A 13009-nucleotide genomic window follows, 5' to 3' on the forward strand; every position below is an offset into this window, starting at 1 on the left:
GATTATCAAAATAAAACTAACTATTTTATTGGGCTTGCCTACGGTTGGTAATTTGTCCGGTGGAGTTGACGGTTACGGTTTCAAAACTAACGGTTTTGAAGGGGTCGGGATAAACCAATATTTCCAACCATTCCAACACCGACTGAGGACGATCTTCTGGTCTTAATTCTAACCCCTTCATCACCGCTTCATGAACTCTATTACTAACATTAACAACTTGATTTAAGGGTATAAATTTAAAACCCACACTTCTATTGGGAGCGGGAGTTGGCACTTTCCCTGTTAACAAACAATATAACGTCGCACTCAAACCATAAACATCTGTATATTCCCCCCGATGCGCTTGTTCATCGTATTGTTCAATGGGGGCAAACCCATGGGTAAAGGCAAGGGTATGAGTTTGGGTAATATTAGGAATAAACTCTCTAGCAATACCAAAATCTATTAACACCGCTTCGGTTTTTCCTTCCCGTTTCATAATATTCTGGGGTTTAATATCTCGATGCAATAACCCCTTATCATGAACCACTGTTAAAGCATTACCAATTTGTTGAATATAACTTACTGCTTCCGCTTCTGGAAGCGCCCCTTTTCCCCTCACTAACTCCCAAAGGTTCTGTCCAGCAATATATTCCATCGCAATACAGGGTAAGGAACCTTCCCGAAACACATTATCAATTTGTACAATATGGGGATGGCGACAAACCGCGAGTCGAGTTGCTTCATCTTTAAAGTCGCGTAAATATTTATCCCGAAACTCAACAAAATCGGCGTCTATTAGAATTTTATCTAGTAGGGTTTTGATCACAATATCTTCCCCTTTGCGGTTTCGCGCTAAATAGGTGATGCCAAAACCCCCTTCCCCTAGTTTTCTGATGATAGTATAGCGATCGCCATAAAGTTTTGTACCTGGTTGCCAAGCCATATTTTCTCAAATTGATAGCTATGGTTATTATGCCATATTAATTGACTGAAAATATTACCTATTATTTTATTAGGATTTTAGCGATCGCTTTTTCCCCTCGTAGTGAGTCCTTCAGGACTCAGCCCTAAAGGGCTTACTACAATTTATCGGAAACTACAACCTAAAATATACGGTTTGCCACAATACCAAAACCGATCGCAGTTCCTACAGTAGTAGATGTGAACAACAAAGGGCAACTGTCCAAAGTTGAAGTCAAACCGTCCCAAATAGGTTCGGTAAACACGCCTTCAAGAAATGGACAAACCGCCCGCAGTATAGAGATAAGCAATCGTATCTTAAAAACTGTATGGAAATTGGACTCGCCGAGTCCAGAAGTCGAATTAAAACGACTAACCTCAAACAGAATCTAACTTTTTTGTAGTAAATTGGAGAACACTAAAGAATATGGGAAAAGTAGTAGGCATTGACTTAGGAACCACTAACTCTTGCGTCGCCGTGATGGAAGGGGGAAAACCCACCGTAATTGCTAATGCGGAAGGGTTACGCACCACACCTTCAGTGGTAGCTTTTGCTAAAAATGGTGACGAACTGGTGGGTCAAATTGCCAAACGTCAGTCGGTAATGAACCCCGAAAATACCTTTTATTCGGTTAAACGGTTTATCGGACGCAAATCAGAAGAAGTTAACAACGAATCTAAAGAAGTTTCTTATAAGGTGCTGCGTGATAGCAGTGGTAATGTTAAATTAGATTCCCCCGCCCGCAATAAACAATTTGCCCCGGAAGAAATCTCCGCCAAAGTGTTGAGAAAACTGGTTGATGATGCCAGTAAATATTTAGGCGAAACCGTTAGAGAAGCTGTTATTACCGTTCCTGCTTATTTTAACGACTCCCAACGTCAAGCGACTAAAGACGCGGGTAAAATTGCCGGAATTGAAGTTAAACGGATTATTAACGAACCTACCGCCGCTTCTTTGGCTTATGGTTTAGAACAAAAAAGTAACGAAACTATTTTAGTTTTTGACTTAGGGGGCGGTACTTTTGATGTCTCAATTTTAGAAGTCGGCGATGGGGTTTTTGAAGTATTATCAACCTCTGGAGATACTCACCTGGGAGGAGATGATTTTGATAAGAAAATTGTTGACTACCTAGCGGAAGAATTTCAAAGAAATGAGGGCGTTGACCTTCGCAAAGATAAACAAGCCCTGCAACGGTTAACCGAAGCCTCGGAAAAAGCTAAACAAGAACTGTCTAGCGTTACCCAAACCGAAATTAACCTGCCTTTTATTACGGCTACCCAAGATGGCCCGAAACATCTGGATATGACCTTAACCCGGGCAAAATTTGAGCAGTTATGTTCTGATTTAATTGACCGTTGTTTGACGCCCGTTGAGAAGGCCATCACTGATTCTAAACTGAAGAAATCTGATATTGATGAAGTGGTGTTAGTCGGAGGTTCTACCCGAATTCCTGCGATTCAAAAATTAGTTCGGGATGCCTTGGGTAAAGAACCAAACCAAACCGTTAACCCCGATGAAGTGGTGGCTTTAGGTGCTGCTATTCAAGCTGGGGTGTTATCAGGTGAAGTTAAAGACATTCTGCTGTTAGACGTCACTCCGTTGTCCTTGGGTGTGGAAACCCTCGGTGGGGTGATGACTAAAATTATTCCGCGTAACACTACTATTCCTACTAAGAAATCGGAAGTGTTCTCAACGGCGGTGGATGGTCAAACTAACGTAGAAATCCATGTTCTCCAAGGGGAACGGGAAATGTCGAACGATAACAAGAGTTTGGGAACTTTCCGCCTGGATGGTATTCCCCCCGCGCCCCGTGGTGTTCCTCAAATTGAGGTGATTTTTGATATCGACGCCAACGGGATTTTGAACGTTACCGCCAAGGATAAGGGGACTGGAAAAGAACAGTCTATCAGTATTACGGGCGCGTCTACCCTCCCCAATGACGAAGTACAACGGATGGTACGGGAAGCTGAACAAAATGCCGCCACCGACAAAGAACGTCGGGAACGCATTGAACGCAAAAACCAAGCCGATACCCTTTCCTATCAAGCGGAAAAACAGCTTCAAGAGTTAGGTGATAAGGTTCCCGAAGCCGATAAAACCAAGATTGAAGGGATGGTGAAGGAATTGCGGGAAGCGATCGCCCAGGATGATGATGATAAAATTAAAACCCTAACTACGGATTTACAACAAGCGTTATTTGCGGTGGGTTCTAATATCTATCAACAAGCTGGTGGCGGTGTTCCTCCTGAAGACGGTGGCCCTGGTGCTGGCGGTTCCACCCCCCCAGGGGGCGGTGATGATGTCATTGATGCTGACTTCACCGAATCTAAATAATTTCGTTGTTGTGCTTTAGCACCATCATTCCTCCCTCCTTTATTTTAAGTAGGGGGGAATTTTTATTATAAAATACAAACAAAATGAAATCTATAAAACCCTCAAATTCTGATCCTGAAAGAACTATTATTGTCCGCAGAATGCGAAGTCTGAGTACCCTTTTAGATAATGCTATTCGAGTTCCTGGTACATCAATTGGGTTGGGAATTGATCCGATTTTAGGGTTAATTCCTGGGGGTGGGGATATATTAGGAGGAGTGTTATCTATTTATATTGTATTTGAGGCATTTAAGTTGGGTTTACCCAGGGAAACTTTAATTACAATGGTATCCAATATTGCCTTAGAAACTATTACGGGAACTGTCCCGGTATTTGGAGATATTTTTGATGTCGCTTGGAAAGCTAATGTTAAAAACGTTGAACTTTTAGAAGATTACGTTAATTCCCCTGAACTGGGGGAAAAAGCCGATCCTTGGTTTGTTTTTCTATTATTGGGGGGATTATTATTATTAATTATATTAATTGCTATTGTCGGTATTGCCGTTTTAGCATTTATTTTTAATAGATTAAGTGCTATGTTTTAATGGTGGTAAAATTTATTCCCCCCTTTTTTTTAATAGTTTTTGGGGGGGATAAATTATTGGCAACTTCACAAATAATAGGTATTACAATCTATTTAGGATTGCTGGATATATTCGGTTTTCTCAACATTAGAGATTTAGGCTGAGATTTCGGCTGAACGCGATAAACTTTGAATTTGTTTAATGCAATACTAGCCGATTGTGCGACTGAAATCTGAGGATCTCGGAGTGCTTTCTGTAAAATCGGAATCACTTGATGAGAGGGTATTTTTCCTAATGCAATAATCGCTTCTTGACGAACACTTGGATCAATATCTTGACTTAATCGAGTTAAAAGAGGAATGCTTTGTTGGACTTCTCGACTTAATCGACCGGAAGCTGTAAGTTTCCCTAATGTTGAAGCAACAGCATAACGAACTTGAGGGTTAGAATGTTGTAAATATCCAGTTAATATGTTAGTAGATCCAAAATTTCCTGATGATCCAATTGCTGAAATTTGTTGAATCAATTCTTCTTCTGATGAAGTTTTGGTTGGAGGTAATGTGATATTTTCTGTTTGAATATTTGTCGTGGGTAATGTTATAATTTCCTCGACGGTAGGAGATGCTAAAATCGGAGATTCTTCTACGATTTCTTCAATGGTAGGAGATGCTAAAACCGGAGATTCTTCTACAATTTCTTCAATGGTAGGAGATGCTAAAATCGGAGATTCTTCTACAATTTCTTCAATGGTAGGAGATGCTAAAACCGGAGATTCTTCTACAATTTCTTCAATGGTAGGAGATGCTAAAACCGGAGATTCTTCTACAATTTCTTCAATGGTAGGAGATGCTAAAACCGGAGATTCTTCTACAATTTCTTCAATGGTAGGAGATGCTAAAACCGGAGATTCTTCTACAATTTCTTCAATGGTAGGAGATGCTAAAATCGGAGATTCTTCTACAATTTCTTCAATGGTAGGAGATGCTAAAACCGGAGATTCTTCTACAATTTCTTCAATGGTAGGAGATGCTAAAATCGGAGATTCTTCTACAATTTCTTCAATGGTAGGAGATGCTAAAACCGGAGATTCTTCTACAATTTCTTCAATGGTAGGAGATGCTAAAACCGGAGATTCTTCTACAATTTCTTCAATGGTAGGAGATGCTAAAACCGGAGATTCTTCTACAATTTCTTCAATGGTAGGAGATGCTAAAACCGGAGATTCTTCTACAATTTCTTCAATGGTAGGAGATGCTAAAACCGGAGATTCTTCTACAATTTCTTCAATGGTAGGAGATGCTAAAACCGGAGATTCTTCTACAATTTCTTCAATGGTAGGAGATGCTAAAATCGGAGATTCTTCTACAATTTCTTCAATGGTAGGAGATGCTAAAATCGGAGATTCTGGTTGAATTTCAGATTCAACCGCTTGATTTGTAGAAAACTGACTCACCTGTGCTTGACTGGCTTCTAATTCAGAATTTACCTCCTCTAACATTGTTTGATACTGAATCAAAAAGTCATTGAGTTTTATAACTTCAGCTTCACTTTCTTGCAATTGTTCTGTCAGTTGTGCAACCTGAGTTTCAGATTCAAAAAGAGATTGATTCAGTTGTTGAACTTGAGTATCTTTCTCCTGTAACTGCACACTCATCTGTTCAAGTTGAGCTTGATATTGATTTTCCGATGTTTCTATTGCTTGCTGAAGTTGATTTTGATATTTTTGTTCTGACTCTTGAATAGTTTGTTGAGTCCGAATCAGATATAATTTGTCTTGTTCCTCTCGTTGCTGACGATTGTTTTCCTCTATACTCTTTTTTTGATTGGAGATCTGTTTGTCAAACCACCAGTAGGCAAGTCCTACACCTACCACGAATCCAATAATTAACGTAACCACTAAATTGCCGAAAGCCATACAATCACTCCTATTTTATCGAAACCTAACGTAGTTCTCTCACGATATGTATTACAAATCTTAACTAAACAGAATAAATCCCAAAATATTAGTTTAGGATTTTATAGACTATAAGTTGCTTATTTTGAATCGTCAATCCAAATGTCAACTAAATCCATCACTGTTTGCGCTCACATCTTTGTCTGAAGACGAATACATTGGCTAGGATACTACTATACCCAAAAACAAGCAAGGTGATCCAAACTGCTATTGATCAAAGACCAGTCCAGTCCCAATTCAAGAATTTGCCTTTCCCCTGAGTACCTGGCCAATAATTGTAGAATTTGTGTTCAGCCAATAACTTCAGTACCTCCCAACGGTGGGTTAAGTTAAAATTAAGGCTTTATAAATTAGTATCAAAAGCTACAGTTAACCGTTATCATGTTTTGATTTGTTGAAATGTACGGAATTCCTGCCCGTTCGCGGCGGGGAGGATGTCAAATTTCAAGTATAGTAGTGCACAGGAAACAGAGAACAGAAATAATGTACCATATATGTTTCGGCACGATTCTATGTTCTGACCTTTCTGGTGACTACTAGAACTCTAAAAGATAGGGGCTAAAGGCTGTGCAATTTCAATCTTACGATCCGGGTGAATTTTACGATGAACTGTTTGTGGCGAAAGGACAACCTCGTTCCTATGCAGCCCAGTTAATTGATCGAATTAATTCTTTATCCCCAGGGGATTTAGAAATTCGACAGGAAGCGGCTAAAACAGCAATGATGAAATTAGGAGCAACTTTTAACGTTTATAATGATAGTGAAGGAACAGAAAGAATATTACCCTTTGACTTAATTCCTAGAATTGTTTCTGCTTCAGAATGGTCTCATTTAGAAAGCGGATTGAAGCAACGTATTTATGTATTAAATCTATTTATTAATGATATTTATGGGGAACAAAAAATTGTTAAAGATGGAATTATTCCCGAAGAATTAATCCTGTCTTCTAAAGGATTTCTTAAACCCTGTATGGGGTTAAAACCTCCTAAAGGAATTTGGTGTCATATTACAGGTACAGATTTAGTTAGAGATCAAGAGGGAAAATGGTACGTTCTGGAAGATAATTTGCGCTGTCCATCGGGGGTTTCCTATGTTTTAGAAAATCGCCGGGTAATGAAAAGCACATTTCCCCAACTTTTTGCTAAATTAGGGATTCAACCCGTTGATGAATACCCTAGTCATTTATTAGATACCTTGCTCAATTTAGTGGGGGATCATATTACTAATCCGACGGTTGTTGTTTTAACTCCGGGGATGTACAATTCCGCCTACTTTGAACACTCATTTTTAGCCCAACAAATGGGGGTGGAATTAGTCGAAGGACGGGATTTAGTGGTCAGTGATGGCTATGTGCAGATGCGAAACACTAAGGGTTTACAACGGGTGGATGTGATTTATCGCAGAATTGATGATAATTTCATTGATCCGTTAGTTTTTAATCCTGAATCAATGTTAGGGGTTCCCGGGTTAACGGAAGTGTATCGAAATGGTCGGGTTGCTCTGGCGAATGCTTTGGGAACTGGAATTGCAGATGATAAAGTGATTTATGCTTATGTTCCCCAAATGACTCAATATTATTTAGGAGAAGAACAAATTTTATCCAATGTTCCGACCTATTTATGTTGGGAACCTAAACAACTGAAATATGTGCTAGATAATCTCGATAAATTAGTCGTTAAAGCGGCGAATGAAGCGGGAGGATATGGGATGTTAATTGGAACCCAATCTACCGAAGCAGAACGTCAAGAATTTGCCCAAAAAATCAAGGCGAATCCCCGAAATTATATTGCACAACCAACATTATCTCTATCTCGCGTTCCAACCTTATTAGGAGATACTTTTGAAGGGTGTCACGTTGATTTAAGACCCTATATTTTATATGGTGAGGATATCTATGTTCATCCAGGGGGATTAACCCGGGTGGCGATGAAAAAAGGGTCATTAGTTGTTAATTCTTCTCAAGGAGGAGGGACTAAGGATACTTGGGTTTTATGTGAATAAATCTGTGATCGGATTTCATGGATTTTTTGGGGGTGGCTTCATCTTATTAAACAGTAAACCATTAACAATTTTTAATATGTTAAGTCGTGTTGCAGATTCTATTTATTGGTTAAATCGTTATGTAGAACGGGCGGAAAATATTGCTCGTTTTATTGACGTTAATCAAAATTTATTATTAGATTCTCCTTCTGGTGTTCAACAACAGTGGAAACCAATTATTGTCACAACGGGAGATTTAGAACTGTTTAAAGAACGTTATGGAGAGGCGACCGCAGAAAATGTGATCCGATTTTTGACCTTTGATAGTAATTATCCCAGTTCTATTTTATCTTGTTTACGGGCTGCCCGGGAAAATGCTCGTTCCGTTCGAGAAATTATTTCCTCGGAAATGTGGGAACAGGTGAATGAATTTTATATGATGGTTAGAGATGCGGCTTTGGGAGATAGTTCCTCTCAACTCTCCGACTTTTTCTATCAAGTGAAAATGCGCGGACACCTGTTTGCGGGGGTGATGGATGCTACGATGTCCCATAATGAAGGGTGGCATTTTGGCAATATGGGGAGATTATTAGAACGGGCGGATAAAACCTCTCGAATTTTAGATGTTAAGTATTATATTTTGTTACCTTCCGTACAGGATGTGGGAACAACTATTGATGAAATTCAGTGGATTGCATTGTTGAAATCTGCTAGTGCTTATGAAATGTATCGGAAACGCAAACAACACCGAATTACACCCTCTAGGGTGGTAGAATTTTTAATCTTGGATCGGGAGTTTCCCCGTTCAATTCAATATTGTTTGTTACAAGCGGAGCGATCACTTCAATGTATTACTGGAACTAGCCCCGGAACCTGGCAAAATCCTGCCGAACGGGAGTTAGGACGGTTACGTTCTGAACTCGATTATCTGACGATTGAAGAAATTATGCAAACAGGAATTCATGAATTTTTAGATGATTTGCAACATCGGATGAATCATGTTGGTGAGCGAATTTATGAAGATTTTTTTGCTCTAAAACCAGTTGTTAGTCCCCTTTTATCGAGTCAAACTCAGGCTAGTTCATGATCCATCCAGCCCCCAAGACTTTCAAACCTTCCGTTTCAATAGCCCATAATAACTTAGTAGCCGTTAACGGATTTTGGAGGATATCACAACCGCCAAGGCAGTTAGGATAAAGACGGATCTTGGAACCCAGACAGTGAAGTATTTTCCCCCGGTGTTCCCTTCCCCCCTAGCCCCCCGTGCACGGGGGGTTTGGGGGGGGCTGTTCCGGTGTTCCCTGCTATATCACCAAAATTGGGATTGAGCAGCAACTTTTAAAATTCGTCAGTTGCCATGACCGGGCGTGGTAAAATGTGTAAAAATTCGCCCAAATAATTTTTCCCAGAGGTATATTAATTCATGGAAGCAACACTGCTGTTAGCAAAGCTACCCGAAGCTTACTCTATTTTTAGCCCGGTTGTTGACATTTTGCCCGTTATCCCCGTATTTTTCCTGTTGTTGGCTTTCGTTTGGCAAGCCTCTGTGGGATTCAAATAAGAAAACAAGTTTAAGCTATCAGCGTTGAGTTAGAAAATTTGGGGTTTGACTTTCCAATCTTTTTAACTCGACGCTGATAGCATTTTCCCGTTAATATTACTTGCTTCCACCAATTGTTTTTTGGAAAGCAGGTCTTTCGTTTAAACGTTGAATATATTCTAAAACCGCCGGATAGGCGCTTAAATCCAACTTCAACATCAGGGGAATATAAGCCAAAATTGAACCTACCGCAATATCAGCTATGTTCAATTCATCACCCATTAAAAAGGGTTGTTGACTCAGAATTTTATTTAAAGGATTGAGTAAACGAGGAGTTTCTTTTTCCCGATTCGCTTCTATAAAAATCCCCGTTCCCAAGGTAGCATTACCAAATAATACCCATTGTGTAATGATAGCTCTTTCTTCAACAGAATTGGGCAATTTACCGTGTTTTTCGGCTAAATATAATAAAATCGCGCCCGACTCCCAGAGTTGAAAATCATCTTCTACAATAGCCGGAACTTTACCCATTGGATTAATTGATAAAAATTCAGGTTGCAGGTGTTCCCCCGCCGCCATATCTAACAAAATAAACTCGTAGGGAACCGCAATTTCTTCTAAATACCATTGAACAATTGAAGCCCGACTGCGACCGCCACCATATAGTTTTAACATGAATCTTTATCCTTTTTTAAGATGAGAACTTCCTCAAAAAGTTTATCATAAAATTAGAAGGAGAAAACATGATTAATATTCAGACCCAGGAAAAAAACCGTGTTTGATAATATCTGCAAATTTCTAGCGGAGAATTTTTCCGAGGATTTAGCCAGTTGGTTATTAGGTTTTCCGATTCAGTTAACACAACTGAGCCCAACCGAGTTATCCTTAGAACCAATTCGCGCAGATTCCTTAATTTTACTCCAATCTGATGAGTTGGTATTGCATACGGAATTCCAAACTCAACCGGATGCGATCATGCCATTTCGGATGTTAGATTATCGAGTTAGGGTATATCGACGGTTTCCGCAAAAGTCAATGCGTCAGGTGGTGATTTATTTACAACCAACAAAATCTCCTTTAGTTCAACAAAATACCTTTAGATTAGAAAAAACCTCCCATGAATTTGAGGTCATTCGTCTTTGGGAACAGCCAACAGAGGAGTTTTTGAGAATTCCTGGGTTATTACCTTTTGCGGTATTAAGTCAGACTAATGATCCCGCCCTGGTCTTAACTCAAATCTCCCAAATAACTCAACAAATTGCAGATCAGCGAGTTCAAAGTAATTTAATGGCCGCATCTGCAATTCTCGCCGGATTAGTATTAGAACCCGAAGTCATTCAACGGATTATCAGGAGTGATATTATGCAAGAATCCACCATGTATCAAGAAATTTTACGACAAGGGAAAGAACAGGGTCGTGCTGAAGGTCTTAGCGAAGGTCGCGCTGAAGCCTTAAAACAAGTGGCAATTCTATTACTCAAAATGGGCATGAGTTTAGAACAAATTGCCGAAACAACACAATTAACTGTCGCGCAAATTCAAGAGTTACAACCAACCCAAGAACAGGACAATCAAAATAATTAAAAAAAATGGGAGGCAATTTCTTGAAAATCAAGCTAATATCAAGGGATTTTGCCCCCATTGAAATTTCTTAAATAGAATTACAAAACTTGGTGAGTATAAGCGTGTTGTTTGACATTATCTTCCGTCCGAATCATTCGCTCGGAATTTAAAACCCGTTTTCGTTCTAAGGAGTAATTAAATTCTTTAAAACTTGTTCCTAAAGGAATATGAAGTTTAGCTTGGGGTCGATTCTTGTAAGTGCGAGTTGCGGCGATCGCGCGATCGCTAAAATTCTCACAAAAATGGGCATCTGTTGTTAATTCTGCGGGAATTTTAGCCTCTGCGTTCATCAAAATAGAACCTAATGTCACCGCCAAAGCTACCTCATAAGAAGTCGGAACTCCTTTCAGAATTGCTTCTAAAGCCGCTGAGGGAATGGGTTCAACCACTTTCACTTGATGAACTTCCCCATCTTCTTTAACAAAACAGGTCGCTAAACCAATGACGACATAATCATCGGTGGAGAGATCCGGGGCGTTAGGATAAGCTGTTGCAGTTGTCATAAAAATTAAAAGGTTCAGAATTCCAAGAATCATTCGCTGGTTGCATTGTACCAAGTTCCGATCTTCCCCACCTGACCCGAATTAAACCCTGAAAGTGTCTAAACCCTTACCTGACTTTAACAACAGGGATATTGTAAAACTCATCGACCTTTACATTTTGCTAAAATATTTAACCAAACTTTATCAAAATTCCTCTGGGGTTTTCCGTTGAACTTGAGCAATGGCCACCGTTACCGCCTGTCTGCTCTCAGGCGTTGATACTCGATAAATTTGCTTAGAAACCAGTAAGGTTTTGACTCCGGCGGCTTCTAAGGCGGCGGCTTCGGCTACACTCATTGTTCCGACTACTATTCCCACCCCCGCAGAAGGGTTAGGAACCTCCACAGCCCGCAATACTTCTGAGGAGAAGGTGCGTAAGGGCCAATTTTTGGCTTGGCACAATTCCACTAACCCAGGTTCATTCCCTTTGATATCTAAAGTGGCAATCCCGATGATCGCATTTTCCCCTAAATTATACTGTTGTAAAACCTGCTGAATTGCCATTTCAATTAAAATTCTTGGGGTTAACCGTCCACAACCGACACCGACCCATAACACCTTGGAAAACCACTGGCTTTCAGGAGTATCAAATCTTACCATTTTCTGCAATTGGGAAAAAATCATCGAGTAACAGTAATAGATTAAGATAGAGAAATTAATAATTGACAATTATCAATTATTAATTATCAATTATTATTTTAGGTAAAAAGGCGGAGCATCTATAATGGATCATAGAACAGAATTATTATTAAAACTCGATATTCTTCAAGAATTTTATACAGAAGAAATCGAAACTATTAGCGAATATTTTTCGATTCATAAGTTCTTTGATTTACAAGTGATTATGCCCCAAACAGGTCGGGATTCATCCTTTGGGATTATTCTATCTGGGGAAGTCAGCATCAGTGATGACCAGATAGAAAATTCCAGTCGGACTAAAGGGGATATATTAGGGGAAATGGCATTTATTCATGGCTTGCGATCGGATTTTATTGCTGCTAGTGATGGGGCGATCGCGATTATGACCTTTGATGATATTGAAAAATTAAAACTCAAACAACCTTATTTAGCGGTTAAATTAGTTAATTTTGTCACCAGTAATCTGATTAATAATTTACGAAAAAATGACAAAAAAGATAATACAGAAATCCTGGTATTATTAGCCGACGATCATTTATTTTCGGATTTAATTAATTTAATCAAGGATCATCTTCATATTATTAATAACTTTTCCATTGTCACCTCGGAAAAATTAAAAATAGCCTTAATAGAAAGCACAAATTTAACCATTAGTCAAGTAATTGAACCCGAAAGTTTAATTTTAGGTGAAACCGCTATTGGTCATCAAATTTTGTTAGATCAAGTTAAAGCGATTATCTATTTACGAGATCCGGTAAAAGTCGAATCTAACCCCGCCTCTATTGAAGCCATATCGCGGTTATGTGACTTACAACAGGTTTTATTTGCGACTAATTTATTAACTGCAAATGCTATTTTTCAATATTTAGAATAAAACCCATAATACTCAGG

General features: G+C 39.3%; 12 protein-coding genes. 7 read left to right on the plus strand and 5 right to left on the minus strand.

The window, feature by feature from the left end; genetic code table 11:
• Positions 1 to 25 precede the first annotated feature (25 nt).
• Positions 26 to 925, minus strand: coding sequence for a serine/threonine protein kinase (locus tag NMG88_RS11135; protein WP_254035422.1), 900 nt, complete (start codon positions 923 to 925; stop codon positions 26 to 28).
• 444 nt (positions 926 to 1369) lie between these two features.
• On the opposite strand from NMG88_RS11135, the gene dnaK reads away from it, so the two are divergent.
• Positions 1370 to 3277 (plus strand): molecular chaperone DnaK, encoded by a 1908-nt coding sequence (gene dnaK, locus NMG88_RS11140; RefSeq protein WP_042155265.1) that lies wholly within the window; start codon positions 1370 to 1372, stop codon positions 3275 to 3277.
• Between the two features lie 83 nt (positions 3278 to 3360).
• Complete coding sequence (locus tag NMG88_RS11145) at positions 3361 to 3861, plus strand: DUF4112 domain-containing protein (RefSeq protein WP_227350933.1); 501 nt, start codon at positions 3361 to 3363, stop codon at positions 3859 to 3861.
• 88 nt (positions 3862 to 3949) lie between these two features.
• Here NMG88_RS11145 and NMG88_RS11150 read toward each other — a convergent pair whose 3' ends face one another.
• Complete coding sequence (locus tag NMG88_RS11150; protein ID WP_254035423.1) at positions 3950 to 5755, minus strand: HEAT repeat domain-containing protein; 1806 nt, start codon at positions 5753 to 5755, stop codon at positions 3950 to 3952.
• 606 nt (positions 5756 to 6361) lie between these two features.
• Between NMG88_RS11150 and NMG88_RS11155 the strand changes: the two genes are divergently transcribed.
• The 3 genes from NMG88_RS11155 (at position 6362) to NMG88_RS11165 (ending at position 9335) form a co-directional block, all read left to right on the plus strand.
• Entirely contained in the window at positions 6362 to 7795 is a 1434-nt protein-coding gene (locus tag NMG88_RS11155; RefSeq protein WP_042155259.1) for a circularly permuted type 2 ATP-grasp protein, read from the plus strand.
• A gap of 76 nt (positions 7796 to 7871) precedes the next feature.
• Positions 7872 to 8861 (plus strand): alpha-E domain-containing protein, encoded by a 990-nt coding sequence (locus NMG88_RS11160; protein ID WP_042157678.1) that lies wholly within the window; start codon positions 7872 to 7874, stop codon positions 8859 to 8861.
• Between the two features lie 336 nt (positions 8862 to 9197).
• Entirely contained in the window at positions 9198 to 9335 is a 138-nt protein-coding gene (locus tag NMG88_RS11165) for a photosystem II reaction center protein K (RefSeq protein WP_071782508.1), read from the plus strand.
• A gap of 96 nt (positions 9336 to 9431) precedes the next feature.
• On the opposite strand, the gene NMG88_RS11170 is transcribed toward NMG88_RS11165, so the two are convergent.
• Positions 9432 to 9989, minus strand: coding sequence for a glutathione S-transferase family protein (locus tag NMG88_RS11170; RefSeq protein ID WP_227350931.1), 558 nt, complete (start codon positions 9987 to 9989; stop codon positions 9432 to 9434).
• Positions 9990 to 10088: 99 nt separating this feature from the next.
• Here NMG88_RS11170 and NMG88_RS11175 point away from each other — a divergent pair, with 99 nt between their 5' ends.
• Positions 10089 to 10898, plus strand: coding sequence for an Rpn family recombination-promoting nuclease/putative transposase (locus NMG88_RS11175; protein WP_042155255.1), 810 nt, complete (start codon positions 10089 to 10091; stop codon positions 10896 to 10898).
• A gap of 77 nt (positions 10899 to 10975) precedes the next feature.
• Here NMG88_RS11175 and NMG88_RS11180 read toward each other — a convergent pair whose 3' ends face one another.
• Positions 10976 to 11440 (minus strand): hypothetical protein, encoded by a 465-nt coding sequence (locus tag NMG88_RS11180; RefSeq protein ID WP_079679580.1) that lies wholly within the window; start codon positions 11438 to 11440, stop codon positions 10976 to 10978.
• A 183-nt stretch (positions 11441 to 11623) separates the two neighbouring features.
• A complete protein-coding gene (locus NMG88_RS11185) occupies positions 11624 to 12103 on the minus strand; it encodes a cobalamin biosynthesis protein (protein WP_227350929.1) in 480 nt (159 codons plus the stop codon).
• 100 nt (positions 12104 to 12203) lie between these two features.
• Between NMG88_RS11185 and NMG88_RS11190 the strand changes: the two genes are divergently transcribed.
• Positions 12204 to 12992, plus strand: a complete 789-nt coding sequence (locus NMG88_RS11190; protein ID WP_052369631.1) for a hypothetical protein — start codon at positions 12204 to 12206, stop codon at positions 12990 to 12992.
• Positions 12993 to 13009: the final 17 nt, after the last annotated feature.

The organism is Planktothrix agardhii, from assembly GCF_904830935.1.
GTDB classification, from domain to species: Bacteria; Cyanobacteriota; Cyanobacteriia; order Cyanobacteriales; family Microcoleaceae; genus Planktothrix; species Planktothrix agardhii.

Excerpts from the sequence above, each read along its gene's own strand:
- NMG88_RS11185 (WP_227350929.1), bottom strand. The coding sequence starts at position 12,103 with ATGATTTTTTCCCAATTGCAGAAAATGGTAAGATTTGATACTCCTGAA.
- NMG88_RS11145 (WP_227350933.1), top strand. The coding sequence starts at position 3,361 with ATGAAATCTATAAAACCCTCAAATTCTGATCCTGAAAGAACTATTATT.
- NMG88_RS11150 (WP_254035423.1), bottom strand. The coding sequence starts at position 5,755 with ATGGCTTTCGGCAATTTAGTGGTTACGTTAATTATTGGATTCGTGGTA.
- NMG88_RS11190 (WP_052369631.1), top strand. The coding sequence starts at position 12,204 with ATGGATCATAGAACAGAATTATTATTAAAACTCGATATTCTTCAAGAA.
- NMG88_RS11165 (WP_071782508.1), top strand. The coding sequence starts at position 9,198 with ATGGAAGCAACACTGCTGTTAGCAAAGCTACCCGAAGCTTACTCTATT.
- NMG88_RS11160 (WP_042157678.1), top strand. The coding sequence starts at position 7,872 with ATGTTAAGTCGTGTTGCAGATTCTATTTATTGGTTAAATCGTTATGTA.
- NMG88_RS11135 (WP_254035422.1), bottom strand. The coding sequence starts at position 925 with ATGGCTTGGCAACCAGGTACAAAACTTTATGGCGATCGCTATACTATC.
- dnaK (WP_042155265.1), top strand. The coding sequence starts at position 1,370 with ATGGGAAAAGTAGTAGGCATTGACTTAGGAACCACTAACTCTTGCGTC.
- NMG88_RS11170 (WP_227350931.1), bottom strand. The coding sequence starts at position 9,989 with ATGTTAAAACTATATGGTGGCGGTCGCAGTCGGGCTTCAATTGTTCAA.
- NMG88_RS11180 (WP_079679580.1), bottom strand. The coding sequence starts at position 11,440 with ATGACAACTGCAACAGCTTATCCTAACGCCCCGGATCTCTCCACCGAT.